Raw genomic sequence first — 18,277 nt, forward strand, 5'->3', positions numbered from 1 at the left:
CTTCACGCCGGATCGAGCGGGCCGCCCACGTCATGCGCGGCGCGGAATCCGACCTGCAGGCGGTTCCACACATTGATGGCACCGATGGCGAGCGTCAGATTGACCTGCTCAGCGGGCGTGAACGCCGCCTTGACCAGATCGTAATCGGCATCCGGCGCGCCGGTGGCGGCAAGATTGGTCAGCGCCTCGGTCCAGGCCAGCGCCGCGCGTTCGCGCGGGCTGTAGAGCGTCGACTCCCGCCACGCATTCAGCATGTGCAGGCGCATTTCGACCTCGCCGGCCCGGCGCATGTCGGTCGCATGCATATGAATGCAGAAGGCGCAGCCATTGATCTGCGAGGCGCGCAGCTTCACCAGTTCGAGCAGCGCATGTTCAAGCCCGCTTGCCCTGATGCTGGTCTCAAGGGCGACCATCGCCTTGATCCCGGCGGGAGCGACTGTCATGTGGTTTTCCAGGCGCGGTGTCATCATCGTCTCCATCCGTCTCGGTGTCCGATGCGGGGGCATCATCCTCAAGACGCGCCGATACCGGCGGATGTGACATGGCGGATCGATATTTCTCGACCTGCCCGGCAGATAAAAGACACCCCCCGCACCCAATGGGCGTGGGGGCGCCCACAATGGGCACGGGGGGTGCAGTGACGCCCGCGGAAACAGACGATCTGGGGGAGGCTTCCGCGGGCGCGGTCTCGCGTCAGCGCCCCATCATCGTGGCCGGCAGCCACAAGGCGATGCCGGGCCAGATCATCAGGATGCCGAGCCCCGCCATCAGAATGGCGATATAGGGCAGCGTGCCCATGATGATCTCGGACAAGGGCGCGCGGGTGATCGATTTGATGGTGAAGAGATTGAGCCCGACCGGCGGCGTGATCATCGCGAGTTCCAGGTTGATCACCAGCAGGATGCCGTACCAGACCGGATGCACGCCCAGTTGATGCAGCACCGGCGCCACCACCGGCGTGGTGATCAGGATGATCGAGATCGCCTCAAGGAACATGCCGAGCACGAAGACCAGCGCCATGACACACAGAATGAAGCCCACCGCCCCCAGATCGGCCCGCGCGACGATTTCCAGAATCTCCTGCGGCAGGCGCATCTTGGTCAGCACATGGTTCAGCATCGAGGCGCCGGCCAGGATCATGAACAGCATCGCCGTGGTCCGGCAGGCATCCTGAACCGCGGCCCAGATCGCCCGCAGATCCAGCGTGCGATAGACGACGGCGCCGATCGCCAGTGCCAGGAGCGCCCCCGTTCCCGCCGCCTCGGTGGCGGTGAAGATGCCGGCATACATACCGCCCAGCACGAAGACCGGCAGGGTCATCGCCCAGAAGGACTTGCGGATCGCACCCAGCGCCTCCCGGAGAGAGGCCCGCGGCTCGCGGGGCCCGCGGCTTTTCAGCCCCGACGAGACAACCGTCCAGGCCACGAACAATCCAGCCAGCAGCAGCCCCGGCAGCACGCCGGCCATGAACAACTGGCCGATCGATGCATCCGCCGTGACGCCATAGAGCAGCAGCGGACCCGATGGCGGGATCAGGATGCCGAGCGTGCCGCCGGCCGCGACCAGCCCATAGGCGGCACGCGGGGTATAGCCGAATTTCAGCATCTGCGGGATGGCAACCGCGCCAATGGTGAGTGCCGTCGCCACACTCGACCCTGAGATGGCGGCAAAGACCACACAGGCCATCACCGTGGCGATCCCCACCCCGCCCGGCAGGTGCCGCGTCAGCACGAAAGCGGTGTCATACAGGTCGTCCACGATCCGGCTCTTGATCATGACATGGGCCATGAAGGCGAAGAGCGGGATGGCGACCAGCAGATACTGGGCGAATTCGCCGACGATCACCGCCGGGAACGAGGCGAGCGACCCGCCATTGGCAAGTTCCAGCCCACCCGCGAAGATCATCAGCACGACATAGATCGGCAGGCCGGTCAGCAACAGCAGCACCAGCCCAGCCAGAAGCAGGATCAGGGTCATCCGGCGGTTCCCTCGTCGGTCGCGGGCGGTGCCCCGTCGAGCACCAGCCGGATCAGGCCGTCGAGGGCGACCAGCCCGATCAGCACCGCGCCCGCCGACAGCATCAGGATGAAGGGCCAGACCGGCCATTCCAGCGTGCCGCCGATGGTGATGCCGATCATCCGGGCCAGATCGGCCGATGCCCAACCCTGCCAGACCAGCGCCACACAGAGCAGGATGGTGGCGAGCGCGCCGAGAATACCCGTGACCCGGCGCCCCAGCGGTCCGCAACGCGAGGTCAGCAGGTCGACGGCGATGTGGTCGTCACGCCGCGCCACCTCGGCCACGCCGAGGGTGACGATCAGGACCAGCGCGAAGGCGACCGCATCATCGACCCACGGGATGGGCGCGTTCAGCAGATAGCGCGAGACGACCGACCAGCCCACCAGCACGAGGCAGCCAAGCAGACCCGCCGAGGCGATGGCGTGGGTGGCGCGGACCGTCTGGCGGACGAGCCGGGTGAAAAGCCTTTCGGGCGCGGGCATGGCGGCCATCCGGCGTCACTCGGCCCGCGACAGATCGATGACGCGGGCGGCGTCCTTGCCCATACCGGCAAAAGCCTTCATCACCGGCGGCGCCATCACGGCGGCGAGCGCCGCCGTCCGGCTGTCGTCGAGCACGGTCACCTCCATGCCGTTCTTCTTCAAACCCTCGATCGCCGGATCGGCCAGCGGGTCCATGTTCTCCTCGACCGATGTCGTCCACATCACGCCGGCGGCCCGGGTCATCACGGCGCGGATATCCTGGGGCAGATCCTGCCACCAGCCGGGATTGACCAGGAACACGTTCTTCGCGAACGAGATGCCCGGCGCCACCACACCATATTTCTGCACCTCGAAGAACTTGCGGCCCAGCGCGCCAGAGGTGCTGGTGACCGTGGCATCGATGATGCCGGTCTGCAGCGCCTGATAGATTTCGGCCGCGGGCATAGCGGTCGGCATGGCGCCAAGCGCGGCGAGGCCCTTGTCATAAAGCGGGGTCAGGCCACGGATCTTGACCCCCTGGAAAGCCCCCGGCGCCGAAAGCGGCCGATTGTTCGAGGTGAAGAGCACGTTGCGGGATTCGACCATCCACCCGATCGGCTCGACCAAGCGCGACCGGAGCTTGTCCTCAAGGATCTTCGCCGCCTCCGACGACGGATAGGCGCGCACCTTCGCCTCGTCCCGCACCAGGAACGGCACCAGCGACACCACCATTTCGGGCACCGTGCCGCCCATCATGAAGTCGGTGATCACCGTTGCCTCGATCTCGCCCTGAGCGACGGCGGCATGCTGCTGGTCGGCCTTGTAGAGCTGCATGGCCGGGAAGATCTGCACGTCGATCCGGCCGCCGGTCTCGTCCTCGACGGTCTTGGCGAAGGTGTCGAGCAGCCGTGCCGTCGGCAGTGACGGCGACCATTGGTGACTGATACGCATGGTATAATCTGCGGCCAGGGCCGGCAGGGCCAGCATCGAGGCGAGCACGGTGGTGCCAAGAAGGCGTGTGAAGGTCATGGTTTCCTCCCGTCGGTCTGATGGATTTTTCTTGTGAGGTGCTGACGCGGGCCGGTTCAGCCGGTCGCTCCGACCACGCCGACCGGCTCCGGCCAGTCGTCGCGGGGAATGTATAGCGTGCCCGCCATCAGGCGGCGGGCGGTGCGGGCAAAGCCCAGGCGTTCGAAACGGGTTTCCATCGGATCGGCCGCCGTGAGCGGCGCCACCTCGACCGTCATCGCGCCCAGCGGATGGCCGATGACCAGTCGACCGCCGGCGATGCGGCCGGTACCCGCCGCATCGGCCACCACCGTGCCCGGCACCGCCGAGGCCGCGGCGAAGCACATCGACCCGGTGCCCGACATGCTGTCATGGCATTTGCCCAGAAAGAACATCCGGCCCCAGACATCCATCCGCCCGGCATCGAGCGCCTGTCCGTCGGATGTGCGGAAACCGTTGGGCGGCATCACCAGCAGCGCCTGCGGCAGCCCAGGCCGGTCGACCGCGCGCCAGTCGTCCCAATAGCCGCAGGCGACACCGGCCCGGGCCTGAACCTCGCTGATCCGGGCCGCCAGTGCGGCATCGGCCGAGATGCGATCGGGCAACTCGCTGCCATCCATGCCCAGATCCTCGGCACGGATGAACACACCCGGATTGCCGACATCGCAGAGCGTGATCCGCACCCGGCTGCCATCCGACAGGATCAGGGTCTCGGCCACGGCGCCCGACGGGAACAGCCGGCCGGTTCCCGCACCCACCGTGTCGGCGTAATCCATCATGACCGGGGCGCCGGTGCCGGGCACGCCCGGGATGGCGCAGTCACCCAGCACCCGGGCCTTGCCGTTCACCACCTGCACCCTGGCACGCAGGATCTTGTCGGTGTTGGTGTTCCAGATCCGCACGGTCATCTCGGGGCCGTCGGCCGTCACCACGCCCTCATTCACCGCGAACGGCGCCACCGCCGACGAGATGTTGCCGCAGTTGCCCTCGTAACCGATGATCGCGCGATCGGTGTCGACCTGGGCGAAGGTATAGATCACGTCGGCATCGGGGCGATCCGACGGGCGGATGATCGCGACCTTCGACGTCACCAGCCGCGACCCGCCCAGCCCGTCGATCTGCATCAGATCGGGCGAGCCCATCGCCCGCAGCAGCAGGCGGTCACGCGCCACGCCGGCCGGCGGCAGATCCGTTTCGTGAAAGAACAGGGCCTTGCTGGTGCCGCCACGCATCAGCACTGTCGGAATCTCGATCACCTCGTCGTCCTGCACGTCTCGTCCCCCCGTCTGCGGTTGCCGGTATGCCCCGCCGCGTTCTTCGATTTTCTCAACCATGTGCATGGGCCCAGACCCATGGTCGGCGCTGGCTGTCGGCGCGCTGCCAGGCCGCGATGTCGTCGGCATGGCGCAGGGTCAGCCCCATATCGTCGAGCCCGGCCATCAACGCCTCGCGCCGGGCCGGATCGATGTCGAAGCCACGACACACGCCGGACGGAGACAGGATCGAGCAGGACTCGAGATCCACGGTAAAGTCGGCGCCGGTCTCCGCTTCGCCCATCAGCCGCGCCACGTCGTCTGGCGGCATGCGGATCGGCAGCAGGCCGTTCTGAAAGCAGTTGGCATGGAAGATGTCGCCGAAGCCGGGGGCGATCACACAGCGGATGCCCGCCAGAAGGATCGCATTGACCGCCGGCTCCCGCGACGAGCCGCAGCCGAAATTCGGACCGGCAAGCAGGATGCGCGCCGCGCGCCATCTTGGATCGTTCAGCGGAAATGCCGGGTCGTCGGAACCATCCGCGCGATAGCGGATGCTTTCGAACGCCCACCGGCCCAGGCCGGCGTCGTCGCCGGCGGTCAACCGCTCGATCCGGATGATCACGTCGGTGTCGAGATTGGCGGCCGGCAGCGGCGCCGCCGGCCCGGTGATGCGGATCACGGGATCGAACATCAGTGCAGCGTCCTTACATCGACGATCCGCCCGGCCAGTGCCGCCGCGGCGGCGCTGGCCGGGCTTGCCAGATGGGTCCGCGCCCGCGGCCCCTGGCGTCCGACGAAATTGCGGTTGGATGTCGACACCGCGCGCGCCCCCGGCGGCACCCGCTCGCCATTCGCCGCCACGCACATGGCGCAGCCCGGCTCGCGCCAGTCGAACCCGGCGTCACGAAACACCCGGTCCAGCCCTTCGGCCTCGGCTGCCCGCTTGACCCGGACCGATCCGGGCACCACCCAGGCGGTGACACCATCGGCGACCCGGCCGCTCCGCGCGACGGCCGCCGCTTCGCGCAGATCCGACAGCCGGGCATTGGCGCAGGAGCCGATGAACACCCAGTCGACCGGCGTGCCGGCCAGAGGACGGCCCGGTTCCAGCCCCATATAGTCGAGCGCCGCGCGGATATCGTCGCGCAGGGCAACCGGTGCCCGGTCGGGATCCGGGATGATGCCGTCAATGGCCATCGACTGATCGGGGCTGGTGCCCCAGCTCATCATCGGCGCGACCTCGGCGGCGTCGAACATCTGTTCGCGATCGAACACCGCATCCTCGTCGCTCACCAGCCCCCGCCAGACCGCGACCGCATGGTCGAACGCAGCGCCCCGGGGCGCATAATCGCGGCCGGCCAGCCAGTCGAACACCGTGTCGTCAGGGGCCACCAGCCCCGACCGCGCGCCCATCTCCACCGACAGATTGCACAGGGTCAACCGTGCCTCGACGCCCATCGCCCGCACGGCACTGCCGGCATACTCGACCGTGTGCCCGACGCCCGCACTGCTGCCCAGCCGGTGCATCAGGTACAGAGCCAGATCCTTGGCCGAGACATGGCCGCCCAACCTGCCATCGATACGAACACGCATCCGTCGCGGCCGTTGCATGCGCAGGGTCTGTGTCGCCAGGGCGTGAGCGCTTTCCGATGTGCCGACACCGAAGGCCAGCGCCCCCACCCCGCCATTTGTGCAGGTGTGGCTGTCGCCGCAGATCACGGTCAGGCCCGGCAGCGAGATGCCCAGTTCAGGCGCCGTCACGTGAACGATGCCCTGCCCGTCCTGCCCCAGATCGAACATCCGGATACCGGCCGCGGTGGTTGCCGCGCGCAAGGCGTCAACCAGCCGGCCACCGGGCGCGAAGCTGGCCGCCGTCCGCCCCTGTGCCGAAGACACGGCGTGATCCGGCGTGGCAAAGGCCAGAGCCGGCGCCCGGACATGGCGGCCGGCGGCCGACACCTTGGCCAGTGCCGGCGGACCCGACAGGTCGTGCAGGATGTGCCGGTCGATATGGATCAGGGCCCAGCCATCCCCCAGATCCTTGACGACATGGTCGTCCCAGATCTTGTCGATGATCGTGCGGCCCGCCATCACGCCGCCGCCCCGGACGCATAGCTTCGCCGCAGGGCATCCCACTCGCCGGCGCCGAAACGCCGGAAGATCTCGGCGACGGCGGGCGCCATCGGTGCCGCGACCGGCAGTCCGGTGGCCTTCAGGCCGGCCAGGGCATCGTCGGCGGCGGCCAGCACCGCCATCAGCAGCACCCCGGGACAGATCGCCATGGCATAGCCCATCGCCTGTGCCGCCGCCGCATCCACATGCGGCGTCTTGCCGCCCGGCACGACATTCAGCAGGCAGGGGCCGTTCACCCGCAGCGGCACCAGGGCCAGTTCGGCAAGATCGGGGATCGCTTCGACGAACACCATATCGGCCCCGGCTGCCAGCGCGGCATTGGCCCGTGCCACCGCCTCGTCCAGATCGGCGACCGCGCGGGCATCGGTTCGGGCGATGATGACGAAATCAGGATCGCGCCGGGCCTGCACCGCCGCATGGATCTTGCCCGCGAAATCGTCGCGCGCGATCACCTGCTTGCCATCCAGATGGCCGCACCGCTTGGGCGCCACCTGATCCTCGATATGGATCGCCGCCACACCCGCCCGTTCGAAGTCGCGCACGGTGCGGGTGACGTTCAGCTCGTTGCCATAGCCGGTGTCGGCATCCGCGATCAGCGGAATCGTGGTGCAGTCGGCCATGCGCCCGGCATTGGCGACCATTTCGCCCGCCGTCACCAGCCCGTAATCGGGGAAGCCATGCGCCGCCGCCGTGCCGGCGCCGGTCATGTACACCGCCTGGAATCCGGCCTGTTCCACCAGGCGTGCGGTCAGTCCGTCATAGGCACCGGGTGCCACCAGCAGATCCGGTGCGGCGATCGCCCGCTTCAGCGCGGCACGTTTGGTCATCACGTCCTCCCAATTTGTTACCATCATATTTTAATAAGATCCTATAGCATGATCTGTGTGGCGGGCAACTGGATTATGAGAAGAAATTGTCCTATGATTTCGTCACAGGCATCGAATGACCGGAACGGGCATGACACAGGACACAGAAGAATCGGTCGTCGACCACACGATCAACGCGCTGCGCGCGGGCATCCGCGATCACAGTTTCGCCCCCGGCCAGCGCTTGATCGTGGCCGATATCACCAGGCGCCTGGGGGTCAGCGCCGGCCCGGTGCGCGAGGCGATCCGGCGGCTGAACGGCGAAGGGCTGATCGACATTCAGCCCAATCGCGGCGCGGTCGTCCGCCGCTTCGATGCCGCCGACATCGCCGAGATCTTCTCGGTCCGCGAAGCGGTCGAGGCACGGGCGGCGGAGCTTGCCGCCCTCAATATCGACCAGGGTGACAACCGCCGGAAGCTCGACGAGATCATGGCCGAAGCACCGGATGCCGAGGCCGAAGGCGGCCCGCGCTATATCGACCACAACGCCCGTTTCCACGCGCTGATCTATGAGATGGCCGGCAACAACAAGCTGCGCGAGGTGGCCGAAGGGCTGACCCTGCCGATCTACCGCATGCAGTTCCACCAGTTGATGGTTCGCCGCAGCGCCACCACCTCGGCCCGCGACCATGACCGCATCGTCGACGCCATCCGTCGTGGCGATGGGCCAGCCGCTTTCCAGGCGATGCGCGACCATGTCCGCCGCTCAGGGCTCGGCATGCAGGAGGCCGTGGCGACGAAACTGAACCGGCTCAAGCCCTGATCCGACATCAGCCGGACTGATCTGCCCGGAACGAAAAACCCCCCGCACATGTCGCCATGTGCGGGGGGATGTCGCATCCGCGAGGATCTGGGGGGGAGGAGGCCATCTCTCCCCGCGGATGCACGGCAGCGGCGTCTGGATCGGACATGACCGGGGAGGAGCGTGCCCTTATTCCGCTGCCGCAATCCCGGATGCGGGGCCATAGCCGCCGCCGCCGGGAGTTTCGAAGATCACCTTGTCGCCGCGCTTCAACGGCACGTTCGCCTTGCCCGGCAGATCCGTGCGCCGGCCATCGGCCGACACCAGGGTTGCGCGCGCCGGTGCGCCATCGGCACCCCCACGCAGGCCATAGGGCGGCACGATCCGGCGTTCGAACATGGTGGTCAGCGAGATGCCGTCGCCCAGCACCTCATAGACCCGCACCTGACCTTCGCCGCCCTTGTGGCGACCGGCGCCGCCCGACCCGTGGCGTAGCGTCTGGCGTTCCAGGCGCAGCAGATATTCGGCCTCGATCACCTCGACCGGGGTGTTCATCACATTGGTCAGGTGAACGCGGACCACGCTCATGCCGTCGCGGTCGATGCGCGCGCCCTCGCCACCGCCATGGGGTTCATAGAAAGTCGCCCAGCGCCCGTTCGGGCCGGGGCCGCTGAAGATCAGCAAGCCGGCCGAGGTGTTGCCGCCGGCGGTCATCCGCTCGCCCAGCACCGGCTCGAAGGCCTTGAACAGCGCATCGACCGCCCGCTGCGAGGTCTCGTGATTGCCGCCGACCACCGGCTTGTCGGGCCCGGGGTCGAGCACCGAGCCCGGGCGGGTGACGATCTCAAGCGGCCGATAGCAGCCGCCATTGGGCTGGATTGCCGATCCGGCCAGCGCCTTGACCACATAGAACACCGCCGCACCGGCAATCGACGGCGTGGTGTTCAGCGGTCCGGCAATGGCATCATCCGTGCCCGACCAGTCGAAATGCGCCCGGTCGCCCGCAATCTCCACCCGGACCCGGATCGCCACCGGCCGATCGCCGGGGCCGCCATCATCCAGATAGTCGACCCCCTCATAAACGCCATCCGGCAACGCGGTGATCGCCGCGCGCATCTGGGCTTCCGAGATGTCCTGAAGCGCTGCCATCGCCTCGGCGACGGTATCGGCGCCATGACGCTCGACGATTTCCAGAATCCGCCGGCCGGCGACCCGGGTCGCCGCCACCTGCGCCAGCAGATCGCCTTCCCGTTCGGCAGCACCGCGGACATTGGCCAGGATCAGACCGATCTTCTCGTCATCGGGTTTGTCATCGGCGAAGATCCGGGTGGGCGGAATCCGCATGCCTTCCATCCAGGCATCGGTCGCGGCGGCATAATAGCTGCCGGGCGCGGCCCCGCCGATATCCGCCCAATGGGCCAGTTGCACGGCAAAGGCCAGCAGCCGGTCGCCGGCGAAGACCGGCCGGATCACCTTGACGTCGGGCAGATGATTGCCGCCGACATCCGGCAGGTTCAGGATCCAGACATCGCCCGGCCGCAGCCTTTCGGCCGGCACGCGGGCCAGGAAGGCCTGGATGGTGAAGGCCATCACGCCCAGATGCACCGGCACGTCATGACCCTGGGCGATCAGCCCGCCACGATGGTCGGTCAGGGCCGATGACAGGTCGCCCGCCTCACGCAGCAGCGGTGACCGGGCCGAACGCATCACCACCAGCGACATTTCCTCGGCCGCCGAGGTCAGGGCGTTGCGGATGATCTCGACAATGAAGGGATCGACGCTCATGGGCTTCAGCTCCCAGCCAGACGGATATGCAGATGACCGAACCGGTCGGCCCAGGCGACGGCCCCCGGCTCCACCACCACGGTCGACACCGCGTCCTCGATGATCGCCGGCCCCTGAACGCGGACATCCACGCCCAGGCGCTCGCGATCGATCCGCGGCGTATCGACCGGCCCGGAGCCTTCGAACCAGCAGATATTGCGACTGTTGACCGGCAGGTCGTCGGTCTCGCCTGCCATCGTCACCGGCGCATCGGCGATCGCCACCGCCGGCACCGAGGCCCGCACACGGATCGATTCCACTTCCCACGGCTCGTCGGTGGCATAGCCATACAGCCGGACATGCGCTTCGTGGAAAGCAGCGGCGATGTCATCGGCGCCGCGCATGCCGGCAACCGGCACCTCGACCGCATCCGACTGGCCGACATAGCGCAGCAGGGCGATCTCGGCCGCCTCGATGCGGGCGGGATCGAAGCCCGCCTCGACCAGCGGCGTCGCCGCCTGATCGCGCAGATCGGCCAATGCGGCGTCGAACCGCGCCTCCGACCAGTCGCTGCGCTTCAGGCGCACCGTGCGCTGCATGGTGAAGGAGGGCTCGGCGGCGATGCAGCCATAGGCCGAGAACCCGCCCGACACCCCCGGCACCAGGATATGATCGATGCCCACTTCACGCGCCAGCCCGCAGGCATGCATCGGCCCGGCGCCGCCGAAGGCGATCAGCGTGCAGCCGCGGATATCCACGCCCCGCTCCACCGTCACCCGCCGCAGCGCGCGCGCCATCACCGCATTGGCGACCTGAACCACACCAAGGGCCGTGCCCGCCGTGTCACGCCCCAGCGCCTGGCCGATCGGCGCCAGAACCTTGGCCGCCGCGTCCAGATCCAGCCGGATCGAGCCGCCGAGAATCCGGTTCGGGTCCAGATAGCCCAGCAGCGCATTGGCATCGGTGATGGTCGGCCGGGCACCGCCACGGGCATAGACCGCCGGCCCAGGATCGGCACCGGCGCTGTCCGGGCCGATGGTCAGCCCGCCATGGGCCGAACGCACGATCGACCCGCCACCGGCGCCGATCGATTCGATCGCCACCATCGGCTGGCGCACCGGCCGGCCGGCCAGCTTGCGGTTGCTTGCGATCTCGACCACGCCATCGACGATCAGCGACACATCGGTTGTGGTGCCGCCCATGTCGAAGGCGAGCGCGCGGGCGATCTCTGCCTGGGCCGCCGCACCGGCGGCGGCCGCCGCGCCAGCAGCCGGACCCGACATCGCCAGCGAGAGCGGCCGTGCCCGGGCGGCCGCAAGCGAGGTCATGCCGCCGGCGGAATGAAACAGATGCACATGGGTGCCCTCGGGCACATGGCCGCCCAGACGCTCGACATAGGTCGAGGCCAGCGGCATCACGCCGGCATTCAGCACGGTGGTCAGCGTGCGTTCATATTCGCGCGCCTCGGGGCTGACCTCATGCGACAGCGAGACATGCGGCATCAGCTCGCGCAGTCGTGCCCCCAGCGCCGCCTCATGGGCCGGCTCGGCATAGGCGTGCAGCAGCGCCACGGCGACGGCGCCCGCGCCCGAGGCCTTCACCGCCTGGGCCACCCGCTCGATCTCGGCCGTGGTCGGTGCCTTCAGCACCGTGCCCTGGGCATCGACCCGTTCATCGAAGCCGAAGCAGCATTCCGGCGGCACATCGGCCGGCAGCCGCGGCAGGGTCGCCAGATCATACAGGGTATGGCGGCTCTGCCGGGCGATCGACAGCACATCCTCGAAGCCCAGCGTGGTCACCAGGGCGACCGGCGCGGTCTTGCCCTCGACCAGCGCATTGGTGACCAGGGTCGTGCCATGGACCAGTTCACTGACCTGCGGCCAGCCGAGGCCCACCGCCTCCAGCGCCGCGACCAGCCCGCTCAACGGGGCCGACGGCACCGTCGGCACCTTGGCGAGACGGCGTTCGCCGCTCGCGGTGTCGATCGCAACCACATCGGTGAAGGTGCCGCCGATGTCGATGCCGACCCGCCAGCGCCGGGGGGAGATGTCCGGGGTGACAGACTTGGTCATGGAACGATCCGTGCTGAAGGGAGCGGGGCAGAAGGGGGCGGGACAAGGGGGCGGGACAAAAGGGTCGCGGCCATGGCTCACGCCGCCTTCACGGCCGGCAGCACCGCATCGACGGTCCGCTTCAGCTTGTCGACGATCTCGGCCAGATGGTCGTGGCTGGCGATGAAGGGCGGCGCCAGCAGCACATGATCACCACGCACCCCGTCGGCGGTGCCGGGCGAGGGATAGCAGATCAGGCCGTTCTGGAAGGCCAGTTCGGCGATCTTCGCGGCCAGACCCAGATCGGGCGCGAACGGCGCCCTGGTCGCGCGGTCGGCGACAAGCTCGATGCCACGGAAGAAGCCGCGACCGCGAATATCGCCAACGAAGGGGCTGTCGCCGAAGGCATCGGTCAGCATGTCGTGCAGCACCAGCCCGTCGGCCCGGCACTTCTCGACCAGACCATCGCGGCGGATGACGGTCTGCACCGCGAGTGAGGCCGCACAGGCCAGCGTGTGGCCCGAATAGGTGTGCACCGTCGCCACCTTCCCGTCGGCGGCGATGATGTCCTGATAGACCTGTTCGGAATAGATCGCGGCGCCGATCGGCATATAACCGCCACCCAGGCCTTTCGCGATGGTCATGATATCGGGCTCGACACCATCCACCGCCAGCGCCCGCCAAGCCTCGCAGCGCCCGACGCCGCACATCACCTCGTCCGACACCATCAGCACGCCATGGCGGTCGCAAACCTCGCGCATCCGCCGGGCATAGCCGGCCGGCGCCGGCACAGCACCACCGGCCGCCCCCACCACCGGCTCGAAGAAGAAGGCCGCGACCGTTTCAGGGCCGGCCGCGATCAGCGCCTGCTCGAACTCATTGGCCAGCGCCTCGGCCAATCCCTCAGGCCCCTCGCCGGCGCCGGCAATCGGGCGATAGGCATTGGCGGCCGAGATATGGATGACATCCAGCAGCGCCTGTTCATAGGGTGCCCGCCGTGCCGGATGGCCCGACAGCGACAGCGTGCCCAGGGTATAGCCGTGCCACGACTGGTTGCGGGCGATGAACCGGGTGCGCCCCTTGAAGCCACGGGCACGCTGGCACTGCAAAGCCAGCTTCATCGCGGTCTCGTTCGCCTCGGACCCGCCCGAGATATAGGACACGCGGGTCAGATTGCCGCCGGCCTGTTCCACCAGCAGCTCCGACAGGGCATCGATCGCATCGGTGGTGAAGGTGGTCGAATAGCCGAATTCCAGCGCACCCAACTGCTCGCGCATCGCATCGAGCACTTCGGGATGCGAATGTCCCAGACAGAACAGCGCCGGGCCACCGGAGCCATCGATATACTGGCGGCCATCGGCGTCATGGAGATAAACGCCCTCGCCGCGCAAGGCCTTGGGCAGGATCTGGGCTGGGGCATGCTGGTTGACCCAGCGATGGGGACGTCCTGACATCAGGCAACCTCGTATCTTCGATCTTTGATCAAACTTTACGCTCATGCCCCGGCCTGTCAAGTCGCACACCCTGTCATTCGTGCTGGACCGAAACGGAGCCGGGTGGCATGGCGCGGGGGCATTATTGCGTGGGAGTAGTCGGCGTTCAGCAGCCGATCACAGATCCACCAGGGACATGTCGACGGCGTCGGTATCGGTGAAGGCCGCGGGGTTGACCTCCTGGATCACATCGGCGGCTTCCATCAGATCCATGCGGATGGCATTGGCGGCGGCGGTCGCGTCATGGGCACGCAGGGCGGCGATCGCCTCGCCATGATTGACCTCGGTGGCCTTCACGCCGCTCTGGCTGTAACTCAGGCGGATGAACGGCCCCATCTTCAGCCACAGCATGCGGATATGCTGCATCAGCACGTCGGATTGAGCCGCCGCATAGATCGTGAAGTGAAAGTCCTGGTTCAGCGCGAAATAACGCTCGGCGTCGTTCTCCAGCAATGCCGCGGTCATGCCATCCGACAATTGCTGAAGATGGTCGCATTGCGCGGGCGTGAACCCCGGCGCCGCAAGCTCGGTGGCATGGCCTTCCAGCAGCAGGCGGATACCCAGGACCTGGCGGAACCGTTCATGGGTCATGACCGGCACCTTGACCATGCGATTGGGCAGCATCTCAAGCGCCCCTTCCGCCACCAGTTGGCGCAGGGCCTCACGCACCGGCATGGCGCTCACATTCAGCGCCTCGGCCAGTGCGATGATCCCCAGATGCTGCCCGGGCAGGAACCGCCCCGCCATGATCGCCGATCGCAACTGGGTATAGATCTGGTCGCGCAGCGTGGTCTTCATCGGCCTGTCGATGCCAGCCAGATCCATCAGATTTCGGGTCACATCCGTCTCCTTGCCCCGGCCAGTCATCATCGTCCGCGCCATCCGGTCACGCCGCATCCGGTTCGAAGTGGGGGATCGCCGCGATCAGCTCGGCCGTATAGGGATGGGCCGGCCGCTCGAAGACCGTGGCACTGTCGCCCGCCTCCACCACCTGACCACGCCTCAGCACCACCACCGTCTCGCACAGCATCCGAACCACGTTCAGATCATGGCTGACGAACAGATAGGTCAGCCCGGTCTCGCGCCGCAGGCGATCGAGCAATCCCAATACCACCGCCTGAACGGAAACGTCGAGTGCCGCCGTCGGCTCGTCCAGGATAAGCAGTCGCGGTTCCACGGCGATCGCCCGGGCGATGCCCACCCGCGCCTTCTGGCCTCCCGACAACTGATGGGGAAAGCGGTCGAGCAGGTCATGGGGCAGCCCCACCCGATCGGCCAGTTCCTCGGCCCGCCGGCGCAGGGCGACACCGCTTTTCTGGCTGGTCAGCCGGCGCAGCGGGTCGACGATGCTGTCGAAGGCGGTGAAGCGCGGGTTCAGGCTGTCGGTCGGATCCTGGAACACGATCTGGATGTCACGGCGCAACGGGTGCTTGTGGAACAGATCGGCCGGCACGCCGGCGATATCCTCGCCGTCGAACAGGATCTCGCCGCCGGTCGTGTCCAGCAGCCGGCAGACCATGCGCGATATCGTGGTCTTGCCCGATCCGCTTTCCCCCACCAGCCCCAGCGCCTGGCCCGGCTTCAGCGAGAAGCTCACATCATCGACCGCGTTCATGTCGCCGAAACGCTTGAACAGCCCGCGCAGTTCCAGCAGCGGCGTCGCCGGGCTGGCGGTTGCCGCCGCCTGATGTCCGGCGGCGTCGGCCGGGGCTGCCTCCAGCGCGTCCGGTGCGACGGCCATCAGATCGGACAAGGTCGATGTCCGGCGTGGCGTCGCCGCCACCAGCCTGCGGGTATAGGGGTGTCCCGGCCGCGCGAACAGGTCCGCCGCCGGCGCCGCCTCCACCAGCAGGCCGCGTTCCATCACCGCGATCCGGTCGCAATAGGCGGCGGCGAGACCCAGATCATGGGTGATCAGCATCATCGACATGCCGCGCTCGCGGGTCAGCGTCGCCACCAGATCCATCACGGTCTTCTGGGTGGTGACATCCAGCCCGGTGGTCGGCTCGTCGGCGATCAGCAGGTCGGGATGGCAGGCCAGCGCCAGCGCGATCATCACCCGCTGGCACATGCCGCCCGACAATTCATGCGGATAGGCCGCCATCCGCTTCGCCGGATCATTGATCCGCACCTGATCGAGCAACTGCACCGCCTTGGCCAGCGCCGCCCGCCGGCCAAGGCCTTCATGAGCGGCCAGCACATCGGCCAACTGGTCGCCGACCTTGCGGATCGGGTTCAGCGCGGCACGCGGATTCTGGAAGATCATCGAGATGGCGCCGCCACGCAGGCGCTTCAGCGTTGCGCGCGACGCGCCGACCAGATCGCGGCCGCGATAGACGATGCGCCCGCCATCGATGCGGCCGGCGCGATCCAGCAGGCCGGTGATCGCATAGGCGGTCACCGATTTTCCCGACCCGCTTTCACCCACAACGCCCAGCGCCTCGCCGGCGGCGATGTCGAATGAAATGCCGCGGATCGCCTCGACCGCCCCGCGACGGGTGGAGAAGCTGACCTTCAGATCCCCGACCGACAGCAGCGGTTCGCCGGTGGCTGGCGCGGTCCGCTGGCGGCGGGTGTCGACCAGAGTTGTGCCGTTTTCCGCCATCATGTCCGCATCCTCGGATCGAGCATGTCGCGCAGACCATCGCCGAGCAGGTTGAAGCACAGCACGGTGGCGACCAGGGCAAGGCCGGGGAAGGCCACGGTCCACCAATAGCCGGTGGTGATGAAGCGGGCGCCTTCGGCCACCATGATGCCCCATTCCGGGGTCGGCGGCTGCACGCCCAGGCCGATGAACGACAGACCGGCGGCATTCAGGATCGACCAGCCCAGGTTCAGCGAGATCTGCACCATCATCGCCGGCATCACATTGGGCAGCAGGAAGCGGAACAGCACCGCCATCTTGCCATTGCCCGAAGCGCGCGCCGCCTCCACCCAGCCCAGTTCGCGGCGGACATTCACCTCGGCGCGGGCGAAGCGGATATAGAAGGGCAGATTGATGATCGCGGTCGCATAGACCACGTTCTCCACCCGGTTGCCCAGCGCCGCGACCAGCGCCATGGCCAGCACGAACAGCGGAAACGCCATCACCACATCGACCATGCGGCCGGTGATCTTGTCGAAGCGCCCGCCCAGATAACCGGCCGCCCCACCGATGGCGGTGCCGATGGCGAAGGACAGCGCCACGGCGGCGATGGCGATACCAAGATCCAGGCGGGTCGCGACCAGCACCCGGCTGAAGATGTCGCGGCCCAGCCGGTCGGTGCCGAACCAGTTATCGGCCGATGGCGGGGTCAGGGCGATGGCGACGTTCGACGCCAGCGGATCATGCGGCGCGATCGCGGGGCCGATGATGGCGATGATGACCAGGATCAGGGCGGCGGCGGCCGCGGCCGCGGTGACCAGGTTGCCGCGCAGAACCCAGCCCACATGTTTCAGCGTGGCGGTGCTCATTCGATGGCGACCCTTGGATCGGCGATCCCATAGGCGAGATCGACCAGAAGATTGACGATGACGAAGATGCCCGCCATCAGCAGCACGAAGCCCTGCACCGGCGCGTAATCCGATGCCAGCAGCGCGTCCAGCGTGTAAGACCCGACCCCCGGCCAGGAAAACACCTTCTCGACCAGGACATTGGCGCCCAGCATGGTCGAGAACATGATGCCGGTGGTGGTCAGCACGGGCAGGATGGCGTTGCGCAGGGCATAGACATTGACCACCTTCCAGGCCGGCAGGCCCAGCGCGCGGGCGGTGCGCACGAAATCGCCCCCCAGCGCCGCCAGCATCGAGGCGCGGGTCATGCGCGCCAGCGGCGCCAGCACGAACAGCGCCATGGTGATGGCCGGCAGCAGCAACTGGCCCAGCGCCGCCATGAACACCTCGCCATCGCCGGCGATCAGGCTGTCGACCAGCAGGAAGCCGGTCACCTCGGGCGGGGCGATCAGGAAGACATCGATGCGGCCGGTCGGATCGGGCGACCAGCCCAGCAGGTAATAGAACACGAAGATCAGCAGCAGCCCCGACACGAAGGTCGGCATGGCGACACCGGCGGTGCACACGATCCGCACCGCGTGATCGACCATCGAGCCCGGCATCAATGCGGCGAGGATGCCCAGCGGCAGAGCCGTGCCCAGCGCCAGGATCAAGGCCAGGATGGTGAGTTCCAGCGAGGCCGGCAGCCGTTCCGACAGATCGTCGAGCACCGGCCGGCCGGTGGTCATCGAGGTGCCGAAATCGCCGGTCACGACGTCGCCCAGATACAGCAGCAACTGCTCCGGCACCGAGCGGTCCAGCCCCAGCTTCACCCGCATCGCCTCGATCTCGGCTTCGCCCGAGCTTGGGCCCGAGGCAAAGAACACGGCCGGGTCGCCGGGCAACATCCGCATCAGCACGAAGGTGAAGACCAGCACGCCCAGCAGCACCGGCAGGGCGGCGATCAGCCGTCGGGCGGACCGGTATGCGATGGTTCGCATGATGGGTCTCCT

Annotated in this window: 16 protein-coding genes; 1 reads left to right on the forward strand and 15 read right to left on the reverse strand. The window is 67.7% G+C overall.

Going from position 1 to position 18,277, the window contains the following annotated elements; genetic code table 11:
* Positions 1-2 precede the first annotated feature (2 nt).
* The 8 genes from WG924_RS13380 to WG924_RS13415 all read right to left on the reverse strand — a co-directional run bounded on the left by WG924_RS13380 (position 3) and on the right by WG924_RS13415 (position 7,704).
* On the reverse strand, positions 3-467 hold the full coding sequence (locus WG924_RS13380) for a carboxymuconolactone decarboxylase family protein (RefSeq protein ID WP_345933659.1): 465 nt from the start codon (positions 465-467) through the stop codon (positions 3-5).
* A 226-nt stretch (positions 468-693) separates the two neighbouring features.
* Positions 694-1,977: a TRAP transporter large permease gene (locus tag WG924_RS13385; RefSeq protein ID WP_345933539.1), complete on the reverse strand. Its 1,284-nt coding sequence runs from the start codon at positions 1,975-1,977 to the stop codon at positions 694-696.
* Positions 1,974-2,501, reverse strand: a complete 528-nt coding sequence (locus tag WG924_RS13390; protein ID WP_345933540.1) for a TRAP transporter small permease — start codon at positions 2,499-2,501, stop codon at positions 1,974-1,976. The genes WG924_RS13385 and WG924_RS13390 overlap by 4 nt, the downstream gene beginning before the upstream one ends.
* Positions 2,502-2,516: 15 nt before the next feature.
* Complete coding sequence (gene dctP, locus WG924_RS13395; RefSeq protein WP_345933541.1) at positions 2,517-3,509, reverse strand: TRAP transporter substrate-binding protein DctP; 993 nt, start codon at positions 3,507-3,509, stop codon at positions 2,517-2,519.
* A gap of 56 nt (positions 3,510-3,565) precedes the next feature.
* The gene (locus WG924_RS13400; RefSeq protein WP_345933542.1) at positions 3,566-4,759 is read right to left on the reverse strand and encodes a 2-methylaconitate cis-trans isomerase PrpF family protein; all 1,194 of its coding nucleotides are present in this window, start codon (positions 4,757-4,759) and stop codon (positions 3,566-3,568) included.
* Between the two features lie 55 nt (positions 4,760-4,814).
* Positions 4,815-5,435, reverse strand: coding sequence for a 3-isopropylmalate dehydratase small subunit (gene leuD / locus WG924_RS13405; protein WP_345933543.1), 621 nt, complete (start codon positions 5,433-5,435; stop codon positions 4,815-4,817).
* The gene (locus WG924_RS13410; RefSeq protein WP_345933544.1) at positions 5,435-6,835 is read right to left on the reverse strand and encodes a 3-isopropylmalate dehydratase large subunit; all 1,401 of its coding nucleotides are present in this window, start codon (positions 6,833-6,835) and stop codon (positions 5,435-5,437) included. Before WG924_RS13410 ends, leuD begins: the two co-directional genes overlap by 1 nt.
* Entirely contained in the window at positions 6,835-7,704 is an 870-nt protein-coding gene (locus WG924_RS13415) for an isocitrate lyase/PEP mutase family protein (protein ID WP_345933545.1), read from the reverse strand. Before WG924_RS13415 ends, WG924_RS13410 begins: the two co-directional genes overlap by 1 nt.
* A gap of 130 nt (positions 7,705-7,834) precedes the next feature.
* Here WG924_RS13415 and WG924_RS13420 point away from each other — a divergent pair, with 130 nt between their 5' ends.
* Positions 7,835-8,506 carry a GntR family transcriptional regulator gene (locus tag WG924_RS13420; RefSeq protein ID WP_345933546.1) on the forward strand — a complete coding sequence of 224 codons (672 nt, stop codon included), beginning with the start codon at positions 7,835-7,837 and terminating at the stop codon, positions 8,504-8,506.
* 168 nt (positions 8,507-8,674) lie between these two features.
* Here WG924_RS13420 and WG924_RS13425 read toward each other — a convergent pair whose 3' ends face one another.
* The 7 genes from WG924_RS13425 to WG924_RS13455 form a co-directional block, all read right to left on the reverse strand.
* Positions 8,675-10,270: a hydantoinase B/oxoprolinase family protein gene (locus tag WG924_RS13425; protein ID WP_345933547.1), complete on the reverse strand. Its 1,596-nt coding sequence runs from the start codon at positions 10,268-10,270 to the stop codon at positions 8,675-8,677.
* 5 nt (positions 10,271-10,275) lie between these two features.
* Complete coding sequence (locus WG924_RS13430; RefSeq protein WP_345933548.1) at positions 10,276-12,321, reverse strand: hydantoinase/oxoprolinase family protein; 2,046 nt, start codon at positions 12,319-12,321, stop codon at positions 10,276-10,278.
* Between the two features lie 77 nt (positions 12,322-12,398).
* The gene (locus WG924_RS13435; protein ID WP_345933549.1) at positions 12,399-13,754 is read right to left on the reverse strand and encodes an aspartate aminotransferase family protein; all 1,356 of its coding nucleotides are present in this window, start codon (positions 13,752-13,754) and stop codon (positions 12,399-12,401) included.
* A 156-nt stretch (positions 13,755-13,910) separates the two neighbouring features.
* On the reverse strand, positions 13,911-14,633 hold the full coding sequence (locus tag WG924_RS13440; RefSeq protein WP_345933550.1) for a GntR family transcriptional regulator: 723 nt from the start codon (positions 14,631-14,633) through the stop codon (positions 13,911-13,913).
* A 46-nt stretch (positions 14,634-14,679) separates the two neighbouring features.
* Positions 14,680-16,398 (reverse strand): dipeptide ABC transporter ATP-binding protein, encoded by a 1,719-nt coding sequence (locus WG924_RS13445; RefSeq protein WP_372045160.1) that lies wholly within the window; start codon positions 16,396-16,398, stop codon positions 14,680-14,682.
* On the reverse strand, positions 16,398-17,246 hold the full coding sequence (locus tag WG924_RS13450) for an ABC transporter permease (RefSeq protein ID WP_188575995.1): 849 nt from the start codon (positions 17,244-17,246) through the stop codon (positions 16,398-16,400). Before WG924_RS13450 ends, WG924_RS13445 begins: the two co-directional genes overlap by 1 nt.
* The gene (locus tag WG924_RS13455) at positions 17,243-18,265 is read right to left on the reverse strand and encodes an ABC transporter permease (protein WP_345933552.1); all 1,023 of its coding nucleotides are present in this window, start codon (positions 18,263-18,265) and stop codon (positions 17,243-17,245) included. Before WG924_RS13455 ends, WG924_RS13450 begins: the two co-directional genes overlap by 4 nt.
* Positions 18,266-18,277: the final 12 nt, after the last annotated feature.

Origin of the sequence: Tistrella arctica, assembly GCF_039630945.1 — a bacterium.
Classification (GTDB): domain Bacteria; phylum Pseudomonadota; class Alphaproteobacteria; order Tistrellales; family Tistrellaceae; genus Tistrella; species Tistrella bauzanensis.

Coding starts and splice junctions, on each gene's coding strand:
- WG924_RS13380 (WP_345933659.1), bottom strand. CDS start 467: ATGACACCGCGCCTGGAAAACCACATGACAGTCGCTCCCGCCGGGATC.
- WG924_RS13385 (WP_345933539.1), bottom strand. CDS start 1,977: ATGACCCTGATCCTGCTTCTGGCTGGGCTGGTGCTGCTGTTGCTGACC.
- WG924_RS13390 (WP_345933540.1), bottom strand. CDS start 2,501: ATGCCCGCGCCCGAAAGGCTTTTCACCCGGCTCGTCCGCCAGACGGTC.
- dctP (WP_345933541.1), bottom strand. CDS start 3,509: ATGACCTTCACACGCCTTCTTGGCACCACCGTGCTCGCCTCGATGCTG.
- leuD (WP_345933543.1), bottom strand. CDS start 5,435: ATGTTCGATCCCGTGATCCGCATCACCGGGCCGGCGGCGCCGCTGCCG.
- WG924_RS13410 (WP_345933544.1), bottom strand. CDS start 6,835: ATGGCGGGCCGCACGATCATCGACAAGATCTGGGACGACCATGTCGTC.
- WG924_RS13415 (WP_345933545.1), bottom strand. CDS start 7,704: ATGACCAAACGTGCCGCGCTGAAGCGGGCGATCGCCGCACCGGATCTG.
- WG924_RS13420 (WP_345933546.1), top strand. CDS start 7,835: ATGACACAGGACACAGAAGAATCGGTCGTCGACCACACGATCAACGCG.
- WG924_RS13425 (WP_345933547.1), bottom strand. CDS start 10,270: ATGAGCGTCGATCCCTTCATTGTCGAGATCATCCGCAACGCCCTGACC.
- WG924_RS13430 (WP_345933548.1), bottom strand. CDS start 12,321: ATGACCAAGTCTGTCACCCCGGACATCTCCCCCCGGCGCTGGCGGGTC.
- WG924_RS13435 (WP_345933549.1), bottom strand. CDS start 13,754: ATGTCAGGACGTCCCCATCGCTGGGTCAACCAGCATGCCCCAGCCCAG.
- WG924_RS13445 (WP_372045160.1), bottom strand. CDS start 16,398: ATGGCGGAAAACGGCACAACTCTGGTCGACACCCGCCGCCAGCGGACC.
- WG924_RS13450 (WP_188575995.1), bottom strand. CDS start 17,246: ATGAGCACCGCCACGCTGAAACATGTGGGCTGGGTTCTGCGCGGCAAC.
- WG924_RS13455 (WP_345933552.1), bottom strand. CDS start 18,265: ATGCGAACCATCGCATACCGGTCCGCCCGACGGCTGATCGCCGCCCTG.